Source organism: Luteimonas chenhongjianii (assembly GCF_002327105.1).
GTDB classification, from domain to species: domain Bacteria; phylum Pseudomonadota; class Gammaproteobacteria; order Xanthomonadales; family Xanthomonadaceae; genus Luteimonas; species Luteimonas chenhongjianii.
In genome coordinates this window covers 1782489-1804009 of sequence record NZ_CP023406.1, presented here as the reverse complement: position 1 = coordinate 1804009, position 21521 = coordinate 1782489, and the positions used below count along the sequence as shown (strand labels likewise).

Here is a 21521-nt window from a genome sequence, read left to right as displayed (position 1 = left end):
AGTTTTTCGCATGACCCAAGACCAGTGGTGGATCGCTTCGCTGGGCCGCACCGTGATCTGGGCGCGCCTGCGCGTGCTCGAGGCCGGCACCGCCGAGGTGTTCGACAGCGACGGCAGGACCCTGCCCTACGACAGCGAGGACACCGCGCGCGCCATGCTGCTCGACGCCGAGTTCGTCGAGTGGGCCGGCCTCGACGAGGAAGACGCGCAGATGCGCGGTTTCTCGCTCGAGACGCTGTCGCCTCCGCAGGCCGACGACGACGCGCAACTGCGCGACCGCATGGTGCAGGTGCTCGGCGCCCGCGCCTGACCTGTACCGATCGATGAGCACGCCGCGCGCCTTCATCGACCCGGATCCCGCGCGTCTCGATGCGCTGCTGGACGCACATCCCTTCGTCACGCTGGTCACGGTGCGCGATGGCGCCCCGGATGCGAGCCATGTGCCGGTGCTCGCGCGGCGCGAGAACGGAAACCTCGTCCTCGAGGGCCATTGGGCCCGCGCCAATCCCCAGGCCCACGCGGGCGAGGACGTCCTGGTGCTGGTGCAGGGCCCGCACGCCTACCTGTCGGCGAGCTGGTACCCCGACAAGGGCGAACGTGCGCGCGTCCCGACCTGGAACTATGTCGTGGCCCATCTGCGCGGCCGCTTCGAACGCTTCGACAACGAAGACGCGCTTGGCGATCTGGTCGCGCGGACCGCGCTCCGTTTCGAAACCCAGACCGGCGGCGACTGGCGCTACGACCACACCGATCCGCGGGAACGCGCGCAGTTACGCGGGATTGTCGGCTTCCGCGTGCGCGTGCACGCCACCGAACTGACCCGCAAGCTCAGCCAGAACCATCCCGAGGCGAACCGCGCAGCGGTCGTCGAGGCACTGCAATCGCGCCCCGGCGACAACGCGCGCGCGATCGCTGCACTGATGCGGAGCGGTCTGACCTCCCACATCCAGCCGGAGCCCTGACCCATGGATCTCGATCTCACCGGCCGCCACGCCCTCGTCTGCGGGGCCTCCGAGGGCATCGGCCGCGCGACCGCGCATGAGCTCGCCCTGCTTGGGGCCAGCGTCACCGTGCTCGCCCGCAGGGCCGATGCGCTGGCGATCGTCCGCGATGCGCTGCCCGCGGCGCATGGCCAGCACCACCACCTGCTGGCCGTGGACATGGACCGGACCGCGGATCTGGAGGCGACCGTCACCGCGCATGTCGCGGCGCATCCGGCCCAGATCCTGATCCACAACACCGGCGGGCCGGCCGGAGGCAGCGCGCACGAAGCGCCCCTCGACGCCTTCGAAGCGGCGTTCCGCCGGCATCTGCTGGGCGGCCAGGTACTGGTGCAGGCGGTGCTGCCGGCGATGCGCGCCGCCCACTGGGGCCGTATCGTCAACGTGGTTTCGACCTCGGTGCGCGAGCCGATCGCCGGTCTGGGCGTATCCAATACCGTGCGCGGCGCGGTCGCCAGCTGGGCCAAGACGCTCTCGCGCGAGCTCGCGCCCGAAGGCATCACCGTCAACAACGTGCTGCCCGGCTACACGCGTACCGGCCGCATCGACCAGATCGTCGCCGACCGCGTGCGCCGCACGGGTCAGGACGAAGCAGCGGTGCTGGCCTCGATGCGGGCGAACGTGCCGGCCGGACGCTTCGCCGAACCCGCCGAGACTGCTGGAGTGATCGCGTTCCTGTGCTCGCCGGCCGCGGCCTATGTCACCGGCGTGAGCCTACCGGTCGACGGCGGGCGGATGGCCTCGATCTAGTCACGACGGCGCGACACCGCCGCTGCTTCGATGCGGCCATGCCGGAAGGTCCCGAAACCCACGAACTTGCCGATCGCCTGTCGACCCTGCTGGTCGACGAGGTACTCACGCAGGCGCGTTTCATCGATCCCAGGCTGCAACGCAAGCGCGGCCTGCTGGAGGGCAAGCGGGTGCTCGCAGTGGAAGCGCGCGGCAAGGCGCTGCTGACGGCCGTCTCCAGCGGGTGGACCCTCTATACCCACAGCCAGCTGTTCGGATTCTGGCGTCTGGTCGACGATGTCGACGCGCTGCCCGATGGCGCCCGCCCACGCGTATTGCTGGTGACCGCGCGCGGGGCCGCGGCGCTGTATGCCGCCCCCTCCATCTCGCTGTGGCGCACCGACGAGCTCGACGCGCAGCCCTACCTCGCCAAGCTCGGCCCGGACGTGCTCGACCCGGCGGTCGATGCGGCCGGGTTGCTCGCGCACATGGACACCCCGCGCTTCGCCGGACGCACGCTGGCCGTGCTGCTGCTCGACCAGGGTTTCGCCGCCGGCATGGGCAACTACCTGCGCTCGGAAGTGCTCTACCACGCGCGCCTGTCGCCCTACCGCATCCTGCGCGACCTGACGGCCGCCGAGCGCCGGCGGCTGGCGAAGGCGCTGCTGGACGTACCGCGGCGCGCGTATCGCGCCAAGCACGGCGACATCCTGCCGCCGGGCAAGGACTATCTCGCGCGGACCCGGGCGACGTTCGGATTCGAGGTCTACGAGCACAAGGGCGACCCCTGCCCGCGCGACGGCGGCACCATCGTCGAGGAGCGGTTGGCCGCGCGCCGACTCTACTGGTGCCCCGCCTGCCAGCACTGAGCGGCAACGCCGGCTCGGGTAAGCTGGCGGCCATGCAACGACTGATGCACTGGATCGATGGCGCGGCGCGCGCGCCCGGCAGCGACCGCTGGCTGCCGGTGCACGAGCCGGCGAGCGGACGCGTCTATGCCGAAGTCGCGGCCGGAAGCGCCGACGATGTCGCCGCAGCGGTCACCGCCGCGGCCCGCGCGGCGCCGGCCTGGGCCGCCCTGCCCAACAGCGCGCGCGCGGCCTGGCTGGAGCGACTGGCTGCGGCGCTGGAGGCGAGGATCGACGACTTTGCCCATGTCGAAGCGCGCGACGGCGGCAAGCCCTTCGCGCTGGCACGCGATGCGGAGATTCCGCGCGCCGTGGCCAACCTGCGCTTCTTCGCCCACGCGGCCACGCAGTTCGCCAGCGAATCGCATCACGGCGAGGCGGGCCTGAACTACACGCTGCGCACGCCGCTGGGCGTGGTCGCGACGATCTCGCCGTGGAACCTGCCGCTGTACCTGTTCACCTGGAAGATCGCGCCGGCGCTCGCGGCCGGCAATACCGTGGTCGCCAAACCGTCGGAAGTGACGCCGGCGAGCGCGACCCTGCTGGCGGAGCTTTCGGGCGAGATCGGCTTCCCGCCGGGCGTGATCAATGTGGTGCACGGCTCCGGCGCGGACGTCGGTGACGCCCTCGTCGACGATCCGCGCGTGCGCGCGGTGTCCTTCACCGGCAGTACCGCAGTCGGCCGACGCATCGGTGCACGCACGGGCGCGGCGCTCAAGAAGGCATCGCTGGAACTCGGTGGCAAGAACGCGACCCTGGTCTTCGCCGACAGCGACTGGGAGACGCAGCTCGGCACCCTGGTGCGCTCGGCGTTCCAGAACAGCGGGCAGATCTGCCTGTGCGGCTCTCGCATTCTGGTCGAACGTGGCATCTACGAGACCTTCCGCGAGCGCTTCGTCGCCGAGGCGCTGGCCCTGCGGGTCGGCGATCCGATGGATTCCGATGCACGCATGGGTCCATTGGTTTCGCAGGCACAGTTCGACAAGGTGCTCGCCGCGATCGAACGCGCGCGCGCCGAAGGCGGCCATGTGCTTTGCGGTGGCCACGCGCTCGCGCGGCCGGGATGGTTCGTCGCGCCGACGGTCATCGATGGCCTCGGCCCCGACTGCGCGACCAACCGCGAGGAGATCTTCGGCCCCGTCGTCACGCTCCAGCCCTTCGACGACGACGCGCAGGCCCTCGCCCTGGCGAATGCCGGGGATTACGGCCTGTCGGCGTCGATCTGGACACGCGACCTGGTCCGCGCCCACCGTCTGGCGGCTGCGCTGCGCGTGGGCATGGTCTGGATCAACACCTGGCTGATGCGCGACCTGCGCACGCCATTCGGCGGCACCGGCGCGTCCGGTCTGGGCCGCGAGGGTGGCATGGAAGCCATGCGTTTCTTCACCGAACCGAAGAACATCGGCCTGTCTCTGGAATAATCACGCAATGGGCGAACTCGACAAGCTGCTGCAGAACAACCGTGACTGGGCCGAGCGCGCGGTGCGCGACGACCCGGATTTCTTCCACCGGCTGGAGAACCAGCAGACGCCGAAGTACCTGTGGATCGGTTGCTCCGACTCGCGCGTACCCGCCAACCAGATCCTCGGCCTGGATCCGGGCGAAGTCTTCGTCCACCGCAACGTTGCCAACGTGCTGTCGCATGGCGACCTCAACGCGCTGTCGGTGATCCAGTTCGCGGTCGATGTGCTCAAGGTCGAACACATCCTGCTGGTCGGCCATTACGGCTGCGGTGGCGTGCACGCGGCCATGACCGGCGCGCGGGTCGGCCTGGTCGACAACTGGTTGCGCCACGTGGCCGACGTCAATCACAAACACGCCGGTCTGCTGGCCGCCGTGGACGACATCAACCTGCGCCATGCTCGGCTGTGCGAGCTCAATGCCGTGGAGCAGGCGCTCAACATCTGCCAGACCACGGTGATCCGCGACGCATGGGCGCGCGGGCAGAAGCTCGCCGTGCACGGCTGGGTCTACGCGCTGGGTGACGGCCGCGTGCGCGAACTCGGCATGGACGTCGCTTCGCACGCCGAGATCGGCCCGGCCTACGACGCCGCGGTGGCGGATATCGCGCGCGTGGTCGCCCGCGGCCGCCGCGATGACTGAGGCCATCCAGGCCTCGGCCGCGCCGCGCCCGGTCGGGCGCTATCCGCATGCACGCCGCGCCGGCGGGCTGCTGTTCCTGTCGGGCATCGGTCCGCGCGATCCGGCCAGCGATTCGGTGCCGGGCAACGTGTTCGATGATCGGGGCAGCGTCGTCGCACACGACATCGCCGCGCAGACGCGCGCCGTGTTCGCTAACGTGCGCGCGGTGCTCGAGGCCAGCGGCGCGCGGTGGGAAGACCTGGTCGACGTGACCGTCTACCTCACCGACATGGCCGGTGACTTCGCCGGTTACAACGCGATCTGGGCCGAGTATTTCCCCGATCCTGCCACCGCGCCCTGCCGCACGACGCTTGGCATCGACGCCCTGCCGACGCCGATCGCGATCGAGATGAAGTGCATCGCAACCTCAGGTCGCGAACCGATGCCCCTCGCGCGCCCTGCTGGAGAGGCGGGGACCACCGGCGCAGCCGATGATGGGGTGAGCGCAGCGGACGCCGGCCACCCCAACTCCCCGCCACACGCGCCACAGGAGTGAACGGATGATCCCCGGACCGCTGAACCTAAAGAAGTGGATCGACGAGCACCGCCACCTGCTCAAACCGCCGGTCGGCAACAAGTGCATCTACGACGGCGAGTTCATCGTCATGGTGGTCGGCGGCCCGAACGCACGCACCGACTATCACTACGAGGAAGGCCCGGAGTGGTTCCACCAGCTCGAAGGCGAGATGGTGCTGCGCATCCAGGAGGACGGTCAGGTCCGCGATATTCCGATCCGCGCCGGCGAGACCTTCCTGCTGCCGCCGAAGGTGCCGCATTCGCCGCAGCGCGGCCCCGATTCGATCGGCCTGGTCATCGAGCGCAAGCGCCTGCCGCACGAGCAGGACGGCCTGCTGTGGTTCTGCGAACGCTGCAACCACAAGCTGTTCGAGCGGTACTTCCATCTCCACGACATCGAGCAGGATTTCCCGCCGGTGTTCGACCTGTTCTACGGCTCGATCGAGCACCGCAGCTGCGAGGCCTGCGGCCACCTCAACCCTCGCCCTGTCCGCTACGATCCCGATCCCGACACGCTGGCCGACATCACCTGACACCTGCCGATCCAGAGACTGGAGACCGCACATGACCAGGCGCCCGACCATCCTGCTGCTGTGCGGCCTGCTCGCCATGCTGGCCCCAGCGCAGGCGCAGGTCTCCGACAACGCCGAACTCGCATCGATCCATCACGAGGATCAGCAGGCACGCGCGGACGCGGCGAACATCGACTGGTCGGTGGTGTACCGGGAGGATGCCGCACGGCGCGCGCGCGTACTCGTGTTGATGCGCGAGGGTGCGCTGCGCACTGCAGCAGACCACTATCACGCGGCAATGGTGTTCCAGCACGGCAAGGGCCTGGAAGACATCCGCATCGCGCACGCGCTTTCGACGCTGGCCTCCACGTTGGACCCCGACGAAATCCGCTACCGCTGGCTGGTCGCCGCGTCATGGGACCGCATCATGACGACCCAGTTGCAACCGCAGTGGTTCGGCACCCAGTTCCACGGCGACGAGGCCGGCCTGTTCCTGTATCCCATGGCCGACGGCGCGGTCGACGATGCGGAGCGAGTACGCATGGGCGTGCCGCCGCTGGCCGAGACGCAGGCCAAAATCGGTGAGATGGCGGCTGCGATGGGCCAGCAGGTCCACCCCGACCCGCCGACGATCGAGCAGCTGCGGCAGGAACGTCGCCCGGGCGAAACCTCCGCGCCCTGAACCGGCTGTGCGCCTGCGGCGTGATCGGCGCGGGCCGGTCGTCTAGGATGGCGACCATGCTGAAGATCGACATCCACGCCCACTATCTGCCGCGCGACTGGCCCGATCTGGCATCGAAGTATGGCGATGCGCGCTTCCCGGTGATCCATCACACCGCCGATGGTCGCCACCGCATCTACAAGGACGGGCGTTTCTTCCGCGAGATCTGGTCCAAGACCTGGGATGCGCGCGAGCGCATCGACGACTACGCGCGGTTCGGCGTGCAGGTACAGGTGATCAGCACGGTGCCGGTGATGTTCAGTTACTGGGCCAAGCCTGCGCACGCGCTGGAACTGCACCAGTCGCTCAACGACCACATGGCCGCGACGGTCGCGGCGCATCCGCGCCATTACGCCGGCATCGGCACGGTGCCGATGCAGTCGCCGCGGCTGGCGATCCAGGAGCTGGAGCGGTGCGTCGACCAGCTCGGCCTGCAGGGCGTGCAGATCGGCAGCCACATCGGCGACTGGAATCTCGACGCGCCGGAACTGTTTCCCTTCTTCGAGGCCGCGGCGGACCTCGGCGCGGCGATCCTCGTCCATCCCTGGGACATGATGGGCAGCGAGTCGATGCCCAAGTACTGGCTGCCGTGGCTGGTGGGCATGCCGGCCGAGCAGTCGCGCGCGGCCTGCTGCCTGATCTTCGGCGGGGTGCTCGAGCGGCTGCCCAGGCTCAAGATCTGCATGGCGCACGGCGGCGGCAGTTTCCCGTACACGATCGGCCGCATCGAACACGGCTTCAACATGCGCCCCGACCTCGTCGCTACCGATAACCCGCACAATCCGCGCGGGTATCTCAAGCAGCTGTATTTCGATTCCTGGGTGGCCGATCCGCGTGCGCTGCAGTACCTGCTCGACACCTGCGGCACGGACCGCGTGATGCTCGGCACCGACTATCCGTTCCCGCTCGGGGAACAGGTGCCCGGCGCCGGCATCGAGGAAATCCCGCTCGATGACGCCTCGCGCGCACGGCTGTATCACGGCACAGCGCTCGAATGGCTGGGCCTGTCGCCCGGCCGCTTCGCGTGACCGCGGGCCCCCGCTCCCCTCTTGCCGCGCACCTGCGCGGCCTTCCGACCGAACGAACTCCATGACCGATCCGCAGACCCTGTTCTCCGACGACTACGCCGCCGCCGCCGATGCCGCCGACCCGCTGCAGCGCTTCCGCGCGCAGTTCCATCTGCCGCGCTTCGGCGAGGTGGAACAGGCCTATTTCGTCGGCAATTCGCTCGGCCTGCAGCCGCGCGGCGCGCGCGCGCAGGTCGAGGACGTGCTCGACAAGTGGGCGATGGAGGCGGTCGAGGGCCACTTCCGCGGCAACTCGCAGTGGATGACCTATCACCGCCTGCTCAGTGCGCAGCTGGCCGAGATCGTCGGCGCGCAGCCGGAGGAAGTGGTCGCGATGAATTCGCTGACCGCGAACCTGCATTTCCTGATGGTCGGCTTCTACCGCCCGACCGCCGAGCGCCCGGCGATCCTGATGGAGGCCGGCGCGTTCCCGTCCGACCGCTACGCGCTCGAGTCGCAGGTGCGCTTCCATGGATTCGACCCCGACACGGATCTCATCGAAGTGCAGCCCGGCGCCGACGGCCTGTTCGGCATCGACGCGGTGGCCGCCGCGATCGAGGAGCACGGCCATCGCCTGGCCCTGGTGCTCTGGCCGGGCGTGCAGTACCGCACCGGTGAGGCCTTCGATCTCGCGGAAATCACCCGGCTGGGCCATGCCGCGGGTGCCGTGGTGGGTTTCGATCTTGCGCACGCAGCCGGCAACCTGCCGCTGCAGCTCCACGACAGCGACGCCGACTTCGCGGTGTGGTGCCACTACAAGTACCTCAACAGTGGCCCCGGCGCCGTGGCAGGCGCGTTCGTCCACGCGCGCCACGCGATCACCGACCGGCCGCGTTTTGCCGGCTGGTGGGGCCACGACGCGGCGACGCGTTTCCGCATGGGACCCGACTTCCAGCCCACGCCCGGTGCCGAAGGCTGGCAGCTCAGCAATCCGCCGATCCTCGGCCTCGCGCCACTGCGCGCCTCGCTGGATCTGTTCACCGAGGCCGGCATGCCCGCGCTGCGCTCCAAGTCGGAAGCGCTGACCGGCTATCTGGAGACGCTGATCCGCAGCCAGCTCGACGACGTGCTCGACATCGTCACGCCGCGCGATGTCGCACGCCGCGGCGCGCAGCTGTCCCTGCGCGTCCGGGGTGGCCGCGAGCAGGGCCGCGCCCTGTTCGAGTGCCTGTCCGACAACGGCGTGCTCGGCGACTGGCGCGAGCCGGATGTGATCCGCATTTCGCCCGCACCGCTCTACAACACCCATGCCGACGTGTTGCGCTTCGTGCGCACCGTGGCCCGCTGGCGCGACGCGTGAACGCACCCGCGCGCCATCTGACGATCATCGGCGCGGGCCTGGCCGGCGCCCTGCTCGGCATCCTGCTGCGGCGTCGCGGCTGGGACGTGGATCTGTACGAGAAGCGCGGCGATCCCCGCGTGCAGGGCTACGGCGGCGGCCGTTCGATCAATCTGGCCCTGGCCGAACGTGGCCGGCATGCCCTGCGCGCCGCCGATGCGGACGACGCGGTGATGCGCCACGCGATCATGATGCGCGGCCGCATGGTGCATGTGGGCGACACCGAGCCGGTGCTGCAGCGTTACGGTCGCGACGACGACGAGGTGATCTGGTCGGTGCACCGCGGCGACCTCAACATCGTGCTGCTCGATCTGGCCGAGGCGGCGGGTGCGCGGCTGCACTTCGATGCGGGCCTCGACTCCGTCAACTTCGATTCGCGGCGCGCGGTCTTCCGTGATCCGCGCGACCGCAGCACGCGGGAAGTGCCGTTCCAGGCGCTGGTCGGCGCCGATGGCGCGGGTTCGGCGCTGCGCGCGGCGATGCACCGCGTGCACGATCTCGGGCAGCGCAGCGATTTCCTCGACCACGGCTACAAGGAACTCGAGATCCCGCCACGCGGCGACGGCGGCTTCCGCATCGAACCCAATGCGTTGCACATCTGGCCGCGCGGGCACTACATGTGCATCGCGCTGCCCAACGACGAGAAGACCTTCACCGTCACCCTGTTCCTGCCGCACCAGGCCGGCGCGGACGGCGGGCCGGCGTTCGACCAGCTGGGCGATGTCGATGCGGCGCGCGCGTTCTTCGAACGCGACTTTCCGTCCGCGCTGGCCCTGATTCCCGACTTCGACCGCGACTGGGCCGGCAACCCGGTCGGCCAGCTGGCCACGCTGTATCTGGAGCGCTGGCATCTCGACGGCCGTGCGGTGCTGCTGGGCGACGCCGCGCACGCGATGGTGCCGTTCCACGGCCAGGGCATGAATTGCGCGTTCGAGGACTGTGTGGCGCTGGCCGGACACCTCGATGCGAACGCCGACCTCGCGACCGCGTTCGCCGCGTTCGAGGCCGAACGCAAACCCGATGCCGCGGCGATCCAGCGCATGGCGCTCGACAACTACCTGGAGATGCGCGACCGCGTCGACGATGCCGACTACCTGCTGCAGCGCGAGCTCGAACTCGCGCTGCAGGACCGTCACCCCGGCCGCTTCGTGCCGCACTACGCCATGGTCACCTTCATGCGCATCCCCTATTCGCTGGCGATGCGCCGCACCGACGTCCAGCGCGGCATCCTCGAACGGGCCACCGCCGGGCATGCCTCACTCGCGGCGCTGGACTGGAACGCGATCGATGCCGAAGTGCTCGCGCAACTGACGCCGCTCGAGGACGTGCCCGCGTGAGCGCACGTTCCTCCTTCCCTGATCCCGGCCCCGTGCCGCCGTCCCGGCCTGCCACGACGGCAACCCACCGGCTGCCACACGCATGACCGACAGTTTCCTTTTCTACGATCTCGAAACCTTCGGTTCCGACCCGCGCCGCACGCGCATCGCGCAGTTCGCTGCAATCCGCACCGACGCCGATCTCAACGAGATCGACGCGCCGATCGATTTTTTCGTGCGCCCGGCCGACGACCTGCTGCCCTCTCCGGTCGCGACGCTGATCACCGGTATCACGCCGCAGCATGCGCTTGCCCACGGCCTCACCGAGGCGGAGGCGTTCGCGCGAATCCAGGAGGAGATGGCACGGCCGAAGACCTGCACGCTGGGTTACAACTCGCTGCGCTTCGACGACGAATTCGTCCGCTTCGGCCTGTACCGCAATTTCCATGATCCCTACGAGCGCGAGTGGCGCAGCGGCAATTCGCGGTGGGACCTGCTCGATGTCATGCGGCTGTGGCACGCGCTGCGTCCCGAAGGCCTGGTCTGGCCGACGCGCGAGGACGGAGCGACCTCGTTCAAGCTCGAGCACCTGGCGGCCGCCAACGGCGTGCGCACCGGTGACGCGCATGAGGCGCTGTCGGATGTGCGTGCACTGATCGGCCTGGCGCGCTTGTTCCGCAACGCGCAGCCGCGTCTGTGGGATTACGCGGCGAAGCTGCGCGACAAGCGCCACGCGGCCTCGATGCTCGACACCATCGCGATGACCCCAGTCCTGCACGTCTCGCAGCGCTACCCGGCGGCGCGCATGTGCGCCGCTGCGGTGCTGCCGCTCGCCCGCCACCCGCGTTACGACAGCCGCGTGATCGCGTTCGACCTCGACGGCGACCCGGACTGGCTGCTCGATCTCGACGCCGAGACGATCGCCTCGCGTGTGTTCGCACGGCGCGAGGATCTGCCCGAGGGTGTGGCGCGCATCCCGCTCAAGGAAGTGCACAGCAACCGCTGCCCCGCCCTCGTGGCCTGGCCGCATCTTCGGCCCGTGGATTTCGAGCGCCTCGGCATCGAGCCGCTTGAAATCGAGCGGCGTGCAGCGCGCCTGCGCGCGGCAGGTCCGGCGCTCGCCGAGAAGATCCGCCGGGTGTTCGCGGTGGAACGCGCCTTCGAACCCTGCGATCCGGACGGCGCCCTCTATGACGGCTTTCCCGGCGACGGCGACAAGCGGCGCATGGCCCAGGTCCGGGCGACGCCACCCGATCAGCTCGGCTCGCGTGACTTCGGCTTCGAGGATCCGCGTTTCGATGCGCTGCTGATGCGCTACCGCGCGCGCAACTGGCCTGGCACGCTAAGCGCCGACGAGCGCCTGCGCTGGGACGCCTATCGCTGCGAGCGCCTCGGCCCGGGCACGACCCAGTCGGAGCTGGACTTCGCCGGCTATTTCACGCAGATCGAAACGCTGCGCGCCGAGAATCCGCACGATCCGCGCCGGGCCAGCCTGCTCGACGCCCTCGTCGACTGGGGCCATGGCCTCGCCACGCGTCTACCTTCCGATCCGCCTGTCCCGGCGCCTGCATGACCACGTACTTCAGCGACAAGAGCTTCCGCTTCCTGCGCGGCCTGGCCCGCAACAACGACAAGCCATGGTTCGCCGCGCACAAGGCCGACTATGAAGCGCATGTGCGCCAGCCCTTCCTGCAGCTGATCACCGATCTGCAACCCGACCTTGCCGCGGTGAGCACGCAATTCCGCGCCGATCCGCGTACCCAGGGGGGTTCGCTGTTCCGCATCTACCGCGATGCGCGTTTCTCCAACGACAAGTCGCCCTACAAGCAATGGCAGGGTGCGCGATTGTTCCATGTGCGTCGGCGCGAACTGCCGGCGCCTTCGTTCTATGTGCACCTGCAGCCGGGCGAGAGCTTCGTCGGCGCCGGCCTGTGGCATCCCGAACCGCCCACCCAGCGCAAGCTCAGGCAGTTCATCGTCGACAACCCGGGCAGCTGGAAGCGCGCGGCGCATGATCCCCGGCTCCGCAAGCGCTTCGAATTCGAAACCAGCGAGATGCTGGTGCGTCCGCCGCGCGGCTTTCCTGCCGACTTCGAGTACATCGACGATCTCAAGCACAAGAACTGGGTGTTCTGGCGCACGCTCGACGACGCCACGATGACCGGGCCGCAGCTGCGGCAGACGATCGCCGCCGATCTGGTGACACTGGGCCCGTTCGTCGATTACCTGTGCGCGGCGCTGGACCTGGAGTTCTGAGCATCGCCGCGCGCCCGATGCGTTCAGCGGCGACTGCGCCATGGCAGCCGACAATCGCTGCGTCTCCAGCAGCCCGGCAACCATGAAGCGTCTCGTCTGGATACTCTGTGCAGTGTTCGTGCTGTTGGCCGGCTATGTGGCAGCCGGCCCGTTCCTGACCGTGCACGCGATCCGCGACGCGGTGCTTGAAGAGGACTCGCGCGCACTCTCCCGGCACGTGGACTTCCCGGCGCTGCGTCAGAGCCTGCGTGTGCAACTGGCCGACGCGGTGGTCCGCGAAGCGGGGCCCGGACTGCAGTCGAGTCTGCTCGGCGCGATCGGCCTGCGCGTCGCGGGCAGCGCCGCGGGCGCCGGCGTGGACATGATGGTGACGCCGGTCGGCCTGAGCACGCTGATGCGCGGGCAACGACTGTGGAACCTGGCCGGCGGCGCATCGCCGATGCGAACGGGCCCGGATCCCGAGGCCGGCGATCCACTCGAGGATGCGCATTACCGCTACCACTCACCGTCGCGTTTCACTGTGACTGTTCGCGACGACCGCAGCCGGCCGATCGAGTTCGTGCTGACCCGGCGGGGGCTGCAATGGAGGCTCTCGGATATCCGCCTGCCCCTCCAGGACGTGGCGTCGGCAGGCGGCTGAGCTTTCGCTTCTCTTTTCGGCAGCGCAGGGAGCGGTTACGAAGCACCCAGTGGACGAGCGAGCGCGCGGCAGGACGAAAAGACACTTCGCCCGATTCGCCCCCACCAGACTCCAGTGCAAGCGAAGATTTGCCGCGCGGTACTACTGCGGCGGAGCGCTGCCCGTGCTACCCAGCGGGCTTTTGCCGGTCCCTGGCGCCCCCGACCCAACCGGGCCGGTGATACATCACCAGGTACACCCCGACCACCCACGCCGACGCCGCAGCCCAGCCGGCGAGGATGTCGGACGGGTAATGCACGCCCAGATACACACGCGATAGGCCGACCATCGGGACGAACACGACCATCGCGGCGATCACCCACCAGCGTGCGCGGGTCGGCCAGGCCAGCAGGATCAGCACCGCAGCCAGCGTCATCGAACCCATCGCATGGCCGCTGGGAAAACTGTAGGTGGCCTCGGGCGCGATCGATTCCCAAAGGCTCGGCCGGTCGCGGGCGAACAGCTGCTTGGTCCCGATGTTCAACAACGCCGAGCCGCCCGTCGCCACCGCCGCGAACAGACCGTCGCGCCAGCGTTGCATCGCCAGCAGCACCAGAACCAGCCCGATGTCGACCGGCACCACGCCCCTGGCGTAGCCGATCTGGGAGAAGAACAGGAACACCCGCGTGTAGCCATCGCGCGCGGCCTCCTGCGCGAATCGCAGGATCGGCTCGTCGAACGGGATGACTTCCGACTCGTGGACCTCGTCGGCGAGCTCCATGAAGCCCCACATCGGCAGCATCACGCCGGCGAACAGCAGCAGGAACTTCCAGCCGTGGCGACGCAGTAGACCGCCGGCTTCGCGCGAGCCCTCGGCGACGGCACTCCCGCCGTCAGGCATCGACGCCGCGGCCGTAGTTGCGGTGTACGTAGTCGTCGACCAGTGCCACGAACTCGTGCGCGATGTTCTCGCCGCGCAGGGTCATCGCCTTCTCGCCGTCGATGAAGACCGGCGCCGAAGGCGCTTCGCCCGTACCCGGCAGCGAGATGCCGATATTGGCGTGACGCGACTCGCCGGGTCCGTTGACCACGCAGCCCATCACCGCGAGGGTCATGTTCTCCGCGCCCGGGTGGGTGATCTTCCACTCCGGCATCTTGCCGCGCACGTGGTCCTGGACCACGCCCGCCAGTTCCTGGAAGAACTCGGACGTCGTGCGGCCGCAGCCCGGGCACGCGGTGACCATCGGCGTGAACGCGCGCAGGCCCATGGTCTGCAGCAGTTCCTGGGCGACGACGACCTCCTTGGTCCGCGACGCACCCGGCTCCGGGGTAAGCGAGATGCGGATGGTGTCGCCGATGCCTTCCTGCAACAGGATGCCCAGCGCGGCGCTGGAGGCGACCATGCCCTTGCTGCCGATACCGGCCTCGGTCAGGCCAAGGTGCAGGGCGAAATCACAGCGCGCGGCCAGGTCGCGATAGACGGCCACCAGCTCCTGCACGCCGCTGACCTTGGCGCTGAGCACGATGCGCTCGCGCGCCAGGCCCAGTTCGACAGCGCGTTCGGCCGAGTCGACCGCGGAGCGGATCAGGGCTTCGCGCAGCACACGGCCTGCATCCCAGGGCTCGGCGCGCGAGGCGTTCTCGTCCATCAGCGTCGCCGCGAGCGACTGGTCGAGCGAACCCCAGTTGGCGCCGATGCGCACCGGCTTGTCGTAGCGCATCGCGAACTCGATCAGCTGCGCGAACTGCGTGTCGCGCTTCCTGCCGAAGCCGACATTGCCGGGATTGATCCGGTATTTCGCCAGCGCCTCCGCGCAGGCGGGCTCGCCCGCCAGCAGCTGGTGGCCGTTGTAGTGGAAGTCGCCGATGATCGGCACCTCGATGCCCTGCATCGCCAGCCGCTCGACGATGCGCGGCACTGCCGCGGCCGATTCGGGATTATTGACGGTGATGCGCACCAGCTCCGAGCCCGCGCGCCAGAGCTCGCCGATCTGCTTGGCGGTGCCGGCGATGTCGGCGGTATCGGTATTGGTCATCGACTGCACGACGATCGGCGCATTCCCGCCCACCGCGACCCCACCGATATGCACCTGACGGGTACCGCGACGGGGCGCGGCGCCGAAGGCGGGCAATGTCGCGGGATCGGACAGGCAGATGGGGGAATCGGGCGTGGGCTGGGCAGACATGCGTGCATTTTAGCGGTTCGCGTCCGACTGACGGTGACGCGCGCCGAAACCGCGCGCGAATGCGACCAATGGCCGCAGCGCGGGCCGCGCCGCGCTGGACTAGGATGGCGGGCGATGCAGCCCCAGCCGCCCGCAACCGCCCTGCTCCGCACCCTGTACAGCCTGCGCTGGTTCGCGGTGGGCGGGCAGTCGCTGACCATCCTGTGGGTCACCCACGGCTTCGAGATGGACCTGCCGCGCTGGCCGCTATGGGGCCCGGTCCTGCTGCTGGCCGCGTTCAACGTGCTGGTCCACGTGCGCCTGACCCAGAGCCGCGACGCCACGCCGGCCGAGGCCTTCGCCCATGTGCTGGTCGACACTGCGGTGCTGGCCTGGCTGGTGGCCTGGACCGGCGGCATCGCCAATCCTTTCGCCTCGCTGTTCCTGCTGCCGATCGCGCTGACCGCGATGGCCCTGCCGCGGGCCTGGGCGATCGCCGCTGCGCTGGCCTGCGTCAGCGGCTACATGCTCGCGATCAGTTTCGGCCAGCCCCTGCCGCACCTGCACGACCACTACAACCTGCATCTGGCCGGGATGGCGGTGAACTTCTTCCTGTCGGTGGGCCTGGTGTCGTATTTCATGATCCGACTGGCCGCCGCGCGCGACCGCCGCGAGCGCGAACTCGCCGCCCTGCGTGACCGCTTCGTCCGCAACGAAGGCATCCTGGCCTTGGCGACCCACGCTGCCTCGGTCGCCCACGAACTCAATACTCCGCTCGCGACGATGACCCTTCTGCTCGACGATCTCGACACCAGCCACATGGCCGGCGACGGCGCGGCGGACGTGGCGACGCTGCGGCGCCTCGTCGACACCTGCCGCGACCGGGTACGCTCGCTCGCCGATCCGGCCGATCCCTCCGCCAGCACCCGGGTCGACATCGGCCGCGTGCTCGAACACTGGCAGCTGGTCCGCCCGGCCATCGCGCTGGGCCGCAGCGGCAACGTCGATGTGCACCAGCGCGTCGACCGCACCATCGGCCACCTGCTGCTGGCCCTGCTCAACAACGCCGCCGATGCCAGCGAAGGCAATGGCAGCAACCGCGTGGACCTGCATCTGCAGATCGAGACCGGCATGCTCGACGGCGCGATCCGCGACTACGGCACCGGTTTCGATGCGCAGGCGCCGTTCCTGCCGGTGCTCTTCCGCAGCGGCAAGCCCGACGGCCTGGGCGTGGGCCTGGCGCTGTCGCACGCGGTGATCGAGCAGCTCGACGGCGAACTGGACATGGAGGAAGCCGAAGGCGGCGGCACCCGGGTGCACTTCCGCATCCCCGTCGAGGCAGGCGACCGCACTCCGACGGAGACGATGCGATGAAGGGCTTGCTGGTCGACGATGACACCCTGTACCTGGAAGCGTTGCGGCGCGCATTGACCCGACGCGGCATCGACTGCGAGATCGCGGCCGACATGGCCACCGCGCTGGACATCGCCGCGCGCACGACGCCGGACTTCGCCCTGGTCGATCTCAAGCTCGGCGAAGCCTCGGGACTGTCGCTGATCGAGCCGCTGCGGGCGATCCGCGCCGACATGCGCATTCTGCTGGTCACCGGCTACGCGAGCATCGCGACCGCGGTGGAAGCGATCAAGCGCGGCGCCGACGACTATCTGCCCAAGCCGGTGTCGGCCGACACGCTGCAGCGCATCCTGCTCGACACGGAACCCGCGCCCGGCGCGCCGGGGCCCGAGCGCGAGGAGGAGGACACGCTGGAGAGTCCCACGATGATCCCGCTGCACCGGCTGGAGTGGGAACACATCCAGCAGGCGCTGACCGAAACCGGCGGCAACATCTCGGCGACCGCGCGGTTGCTCGGCATGCACCGGCGCTCGCTGCAACGCAAGCTCGCCAAGCGGCCGGGGCCGGAGCGACGGCCACCCGGCGACGGCTGAGCACGGGCGGGGACGGAGCGACCACCGGCGGCGGGGCGGCGGCGATGCGTGCACCGCGCGGCCTCTGCCCAGGCACGCATGGCGCGGAACCTGCGCCACCGCGGGCGTGCCCCCGGCCACGACGCGACGCAGGGAACCGGCCGGTCAGGCGCAGGCCGCGGCCCGCGCTTCTCCGGCCGCGCACGAGGGTTACTGCGCGGGCGGGGTTTGCGTGTCCGGCGCAGCCGTCTCGGCGGCCAGCGGGCGCACCTCGAAGACCACGGTCTGGGTCGGCGCATGCGCGAAGTGCAGCGTTGCCTCGACAGTCTGGCCGGCGCGCATCGGCTCGACCGGATTGATGAACATCAGGTGGTTGCCGCCGGGACGCAGCACGATCTCCGCACCGGGCGGAAGTTCCACGCCGTCGGGCAGTTCACGCATGCGCATCATGCCGCCGTCATGGCGCATCTCGTGGATCTCCACCGACTCCGCTGCCTCGGTATCCACCGAGACCAGGCGGTCCGACGAGGTTGCCTTGAGCGTGACGTAACCGCCCGCGACCGCCGCCGTGGGCGGGGTTTCGCGGATCCACGCGTCGCTGACATGCACCCCTTCGGCCACCGCCGCAGCGGCGTCGCCATCGCTGGTCGCATGGGGCGGCCGCTGGTCGCCGCCCTGTTCGGCGCCAGGCTGGCAGGCGGTGAGGACAAGCGTGGCCAGGCCCGCAGCGAGAACGGTCGTTCGTGACATCGGAATGCTCCTTGGGGCGCCGCTCGGGAGTCGGCATGGGGGATCGATTATCGCCGCGTGCGCCCACGCGCGCAGGCCGCACCCGATCGATGTGGCCCGCCGCGGGCGCCCCTGTCCGTGGACAGCGCATGCCCGCCGTGGATGCCACGCCGACCCGGCGTACCGGCATGCCGGCCGTCCCAGGCCGCCCGGGCCCGGCAGGCACGGCGGAAGCAACCAGCGGGATGCGATATGCGGGCTCCGGGGGGCATGCCGTCAAGCGTGGATGCGCAGCGCCGGGCCGGCAATGCGACACGCTGCCGCAGCTGGGGTCCACCCGCCCCGGGTATCCTGTGCCGATGCTCGATGCCCGACCCGATGTGCTCACCCCGACCCAGCTCAACACCCTGGCCCGGGGGCTGCTGGAGGACACCTTCCCGAACGTCGTCGTCGAAGGCGAGCTGTGCAACGTCTCGCGCCCGGCATCGGGACACATGTATTTCACCCTCAAGGACGCACGCGCGCAGGTGCGCTGCGCGCTGTTCAAGCCCAAGAGCCAGTGGCTGCGTTTCGCGCCGCGCGACGGCATGCTGGTGCGAGCGCGTGGCCGGGTCACGCTGTACGAGGCGCGCGGCGACTACCAGCTGATCCTCGATTCACTGGAAGAAGCCGGTGAAGGCGCATTGCGCCGCGCCTTCGATGCGCTCAAAGCGCGCCTGCAGGCCGAAGGCCTGTTCGACGCGGACCGCAAGCGCCCGCTGCCGGCGTTCCCGCGACGCATCGGCGTGATCACCTCCCCGACCGGCGCGGCGGTGCGCGACGTGCTGAGCGTGCTGGCGCGGCGCCTGCCGCTGGTCGAAGTCGAGGTTCTGCCGGTCCCGGTGCAGGGCGCTGACGCGCCGCCGAAGATCGTCGCGATGCTCGAGCGCGCCGGTGCCAGCGGCCGCTACGACGTGCTGCTGCTGGCGCGCGGCGGCGGTTCGCTCGAGGACCTGTGGGCGTTCAACGACGAAGCGCTTGCGCGCGCGGTGGCCGCGTGCCCGGTCCCGATCGTCTCGGCGATCGGCCACGAGACCGATTTCGGCCTGACCGATTTCGCCGCGGACCTTCGCGCGCCGACCCCGTCGGTGGCCGCGGAACTGCTGGTGCCCGACCGGACCGAGCTGCTCACGCGCGTGCGTCGCCTGCAGCGTCATGTCGAGGACGCGCAGATGCGCGCGATGCAGGGGCGCTTCCAGCGTCTCGATCGCGCGGCCTTGCGCCTGCAGGCCCAGCGCCCGCAGGCGCGCCTGGATGCGCTGCGCCGACGCCAGGACGAGGCGATGCGCAACCTGCAGCAGGGGATGCGCCGGCAGCTGCAGCGACGCGAGGCCGCTCTGCGCCATGCCGGTGCGGTATTGCGGGCGCATTCCCCGCAGCGCCGCCTGCTTCAGTTGCGCGAACGCCTGGCCGCGCTGGCCCCGCGTCTGCGCCCCGCCTTGGCGCGACGGCTGCAGCGCGATGCACTGCATCTGCGCGGCCTGGCCCGTTCACTCGAAGCGGTAAGCCCGCTGGCGACGATCGCGCGTGGCTACAGCATCGTGCAGCGCGACGACGGCCGCATCGTGCGGCGGGTCGACGATGTTGGCCCGGGCGATGCGCTCCGGATCCGCCTCGGCGACGGCAGCGTCGACGCACGCGTTGAAGCAGCGACTGCGGAGTCCGGCACCCGGTCGACACCGGGCACGTAACGTAGACGCAGGGTGCGGGGCGACGGCCTGCCGCTGTGCGCCGCCACGAGAATGCCTGCCGTGGGCGGGTTTCCGACGGGACGCAGGCACCGCTCCCCGACACGCGGCCGGCGGATGCAGCGTTCCAGCTGCCCGACTCTCCTCTGACGCCATCGATGAGATGCTGCGCCGTCACGTCACGAGGGAGCGTCGCACGATGACCAAGGCATCCGACCTGTTCGTACAGGCCCTCGAAGCCGAAGGCGTCACCCACGTCTTCGGTATTCCCGGCGAGGAAAACCTCGACCTGCTCGAATCCCTGCGCGCCTCGGCCATCGAGCTGGTGCTCACCCGGCATGAGCAGGCCGCAGGCTTCATGGCCGCGACCCATGGCCGCCTGACCGGCAATGCCGGCGTATGTCTGTCGACCCTCGGCCCCGGCGCGACCAATCTCGTCACCGCCGCCGCCTACGCGCAGCTAGGCGCGATGCCGATGCTGATGATCACCGGGCAGAAGCCCATCCGCACCAGCAAACAGGGCCATTTCCAGATCGTCGACATTGTCGACATGATGCGTCCGCTGACCAAATCGACCCAGCAACTGGTCTCCGCGGACGCCATTCCCGCGCGCGTGCGCGATGCGTTCCGGCGCGCCGAGGAGGAGCGCCCGGGTGCGGTCCACATCGAACTGCCGCAGGACGTCGCCGGCGACGAGACCGACGCCCGCCTGCTCCCCGCGCCGTTCACGAGACGGCCGCTGGCCGAGGACAAGGCCGTCGCGGTGGCCGCCGAGGCGATCCGCAGCGCGCGGCATCCGTTGCTGATGATCGGCGCGGGTGCCAATCGCAAGACCACGGCGAAGATGCTGCGCGCCTTTGTCGACCGGCTCGGCATCCCCTTCTTCAGTACGCAGATGGGCAAGGGTGTGCTCGACGAGACCCATCCGCTGTGGCTTGGCACCGCAGCCCTGTCGGACCACGATTTCGTGCACCGCGCGATCGATGCGGCGGACTGCATCGTCAACATCGGCCACGATGTGATCGAGAAGCCGCCGTTTTTCATGCATCGCGGCGAGCGCACGGTCATCCACGTCAATTACGCCAGCGCGGTCGTCGACCAGGTGTATTTCCCGCAGATCGAAGTGGTCGGCGACATCGCCAACACGGTCTGGCAACTCGCCGAAGCCCTCGATGCGCCCCAGCCGCATTGGGACTTCGCGTTCTTCGACCGGGTGCGCGATGCGCTGTGCGAGGACATCGCGCGGCTCGCCGGCGACGACCGCTTTCCCGTGCACGGCCCGCACCTGGTCAAGACGCTGCGCGACGCGCTCGATCCCCGTGACATCGTCTGCCTCGACAACGGCCTCTACAAGCTGTGGTTCGCCCGAAACGACCGCTGCCGCGAGCCGAACACGCTGCTGCTCGACAACGCACTGGCCACGATGGGCGCCGGCCTGCCATCGGCGATCGCGTCGAAGCTCGTGCATCGGGATCGCAAGGTCGTCGCGGTCTGCGGGGACGGCGGTTTCATGATGAATTCGCAGGAACTGGAAACCGCGGTGCGCCTCAAGCTCGACCTCGTGGTGATCGTGCTGCGCGACGATGCCTACGGCATGATCAAGTGGAAGCAGCAGCACGAGGACTACCCGGTCTACGGCATGGACTACGACAATCCCGACTTCGTGCGTTATGCCGAGAGCTACGGCGCGCGTGGCCACCGTCCCGACAGCGCCGCGTCGTTTGCCGGGATCCTGCGCATCGCGCTGGACACCCCCGGCGTGGACCTGATCGACCTCGCCATCGACTACGGCGATGACGACGCCTTGCTCAATACCGAAATTCCCAAACGCAGCGCTGCGATCATCTGA

General features: G+C 69.5%; 22 protein-coding genes. 19 read left to right on the top strand and 3 right to left on the bottom strand.

Annotated features, from left to right (window positions below; translation table 11 throughout):
* The first annotated feature begins 10 nt into the window (after positions 1-10).
* The 15 genes from CNR27_RS08260 to CNR27_RS08190 all read left to right on the top strand — a co-directional run bounded on the left by CNR27_RS08260 (position 11) and on the right by CNR27_RS08190 (position 13147).
* Entirely contained in the window at positions 11-310 is a 300-nt protein-coding gene (locus CNR27_RS08260; RefSeq protein WP_096297848.1) for a hypothetical protein, read from the top strand.
* Positions 311-323: 13 nt separating this feature from the next.
* Positions 324-962, top strand: coding sequence for an FMN-binding negative transcriptional regulator (locus CNR27_RS08255; RefSeq protein WP_096297846.1), 639 nt, complete (start codon positions 324-326; stop codon positions 960-962).
* Positions 963-965: 3 nt separating this feature from the next.
* Positions 966-1751 carry an SDR family oxidoreductase gene (locus CNR27_RS08250; protein WP_096297844.1) on the top strand — a complete coding sequence of 262 codons (786 nt, stop codon included), beginning with the start codon at positions 966-968 and terminating at the stop codon, positions 1749-1751.
* 38 nt (positions 1752-1789) lie between these two features.
* Entirely contained in the window at positions 1790-2599 is an 810-nt protein-coding gene (locus CNR27_RS08245; protein ID WP_096297842.1) for a DNA-formamidopyrimidine glycosylase family protein, read from the top strand.
* The gene (locus CNR27_RS08240) at positions 2578-4059 is read left to right on the top strand and encodes an aldehyde dehydrogenase (protein ID WP_245815576.1); all 1482 of its coding nucleotides are present in this window, start codon (positions 2578-2580) and stop codon (positions 4057-4059) included. Before CNR27_RS08245 ends, CNR27_RS08240 begins: the two co-directional genes overlap by 22 nt.
* A gap of 7 nt (positions 4060-4066) precedes the next feature.
* Positions 4067-4741: a carbonate dehydratase gene (gene can / locus CNR27_RS08235; protein ID WP_096297840.1), complete on the top strand. Its 675-nt coding sequence runs from the start codon at positions 4067-4069 to the stop codon at positions 4739-4741.
* Positions 4734-5276, top strand: a complete 543-nt coding sequence (locus CNR27_RS08230; RefSeq protein ID WP_096297838.1) for a RidA family protein — start codon at positions 4734-4736, stop codon at positions 5274-5276. The genes can and CNR27_RS08230 overlap by 8 nt, the downstream gene beginning before the upstream one ends.
* Before the next feature lie 4 nt (positions 5277-5280).
* Positions 5281-5829 (top strand): 3-hydroxyanthranilate 3,4-dioxygenase, encoded by a 549-nt coding sequence (locus tag CNR27_RS08225; protein ID WP_096297837.1) that lies wholly within the window; start codon positions 5281-5283, stop codon positions 5827-5829.
* Between the two features lie 31 nt (positions 5830-5860).
* Entirely contained in the window at positions 5861-6490 is a 630-nt protein-coding gene (locus tag CNR27_RS08220) for a hypothetical protein (protein WP_096297835.1), read from the top strand.
* A gap of 56 nt (positions 6491-6546) precedes the next feature.
* Entirely contained in the window at positions 6547-7557 is a 1011-nt protein-coding gene (locus tag CNR27_RS08215) for an amidohydrolase family protein (RefSeq protein WP_096300442.1), read from the top strand.
* A 61-nt stretch (positions 7558-7618) separates the two neighbouring features.
* Entirely contained in the window at positions 7619-8896 is a 1278-nt protein-coding gene (gene kynU, locus CNR27_RS08210) for a kynureninase (protein ID WP_096297833.1), read from the top strand.
* Positions 8893-10272, top strand: a complete 1380-nt coding sequence (locus CNR27_RS08205; RefSeq protein ID WP_096297831.1) for an FAD-dependent oxidoreductase — start codon at positions 8893-8895, stop codon at positions 10270-10272. The genes kynU and CNR27_RS08205 overlap by 4 nt, the downstream gene beginning before the upstream one ends.
* 82 nt (positions 10273-10354) lie before the next feature.
* Entirely contained in the window at positions 10355-11824 is a 1470-nt protein-coding gene (gene sbcB / locus CNR27_RS08200) for an exodeoxyribonuclease I (RefSeq protein WP_096297829.1), read from the top strand.
* The gene (locus CNR27_RS08195) at positions 11821-12507 is read left to right on the top strand and encodes a DUF2461 domain-containing protein (protein WP_096297827.1); all 687 of its coding nucleotides are present in this window, start codon (positions 11821-11823) and stop codon (positions 12505-12507) included. Before sbcB ends, CNR27_RS08195 begins: the two co-directional genes overlap by 4 nt.
* Before the next feature lie 82 nt (positions 12508-12589).
* Complete coding sequence (locus CNR27_RS08190; RefSeq protein ID WP_157745323.1) at positions 12590-13147, top strand: DUF2939 domain-containing protein; 558 nt, start codon at positions 12590-12592, stop codon at positions 13145-13147.
* Positions 13148-13313: 166 nt separating this feature from the next.
* Here the strand turns inward: CNR27_RS08190 and CNR27_RS08185 are convergent, their stop codons facing one another.
* Together CNR27_RS08185 and ispG are read right to left on the bottom strand one after the other, a co-directional pair.
* Entirely contained in the window at positions 13314-14027 is a 714-nt protein-coding gene (locus CNR27_RS08185; protein WP_096297824.1) for a phosphatase PAP2 family protein, read from the bottom strand.
* A complete protein-coding gene (gene ispG, locus CNR27_RS08180; RefSeq protein ID WP_096297822.1) occupies positions 14020-15312 on the bottom strand; it encodes a flavodoxin-dependent (E)-4-hydroxy-3-methylbut-2-enyl-diphosphate synthase in 1293 nt (430 codons plus the stop codon). Before ispG ends, CNR27_RS08185 begins: the two co-directional genes overlap by 8 nt.
* 114 nt (positions 15313-15426) lie before the next feature.
* Here ispG and CNR27_RS08175 point away from each other — a divergent pair, with 114 nt between their 5' ends.
* Positions 15427-16665 (top strand): ATP-binding protein, encoded by a 1239-nt coding sequence (locus CNR27_RS08175; protein WP_096297820.1) that lies wholly within the window; start codon positions 15427-15429, stop codon positions 16663-16665.
* Positions 16662-17237 (top strand): response regulator transcription factor, encoded by a 576-nt coding sequence (locus CNR27_RS08170; RefSeq protein WP_096297818.1) that lies wholly within the window; start codon positions 16662-16664, stop codon positions 17235-17237. The genes CNR27_RS08175 and CNR27_RS08170 overlap by 4 nt, the downstream gene beginning before the upstream one ends.
* A gap of 189 nt (positions 17238-17426) precedes the next feature.
* Here CNR27_RS08170 and CNR27_RS08165 read toward each other — a convergent pair whose 3' ends face one another.
* Positions 17427-17966: a copper chaperone PCu(A)C gene (locus tag CNR27_RS08165; protein ID WP_096297816.1), complete on the bottom strand. Its 540-nt coding sequence runs from the start codon at positions 17964-17966 to the stop codon at positions 17427-17429.
* Positions 17967-18304: 338 nt separating this feature from the next.
* Between CNR27_RS08165 and xseA the strand changes: the two genes are divergently transcribed.
* Both xseA and CNR27_RS08155 read left to right on the top strand, forming a co-directional pair.
* Positions 18305-19675, top strand: coding sequence for an exodeoxyribonuclease VII large subunit (xseA, locus tag CNR27_RS08160; RefSeq protein WP_096297814.1), 1371 nt, complete (start codon positions 18305-18307; stop codon positions 19673-19675).
* Between the two features lie 196 nt (positions 19676-19871).
* The gene (locus CNR27_RS08155; protein ID WP_096297812.1) at positions 19872-21521 is read left to right on the top strand and encodes an acetolactate synthase large subunit; all 1650 of its coding nucleotides are present in this window, start codon (positions 19872-19874) and stop codon (positions 21519-21521) included.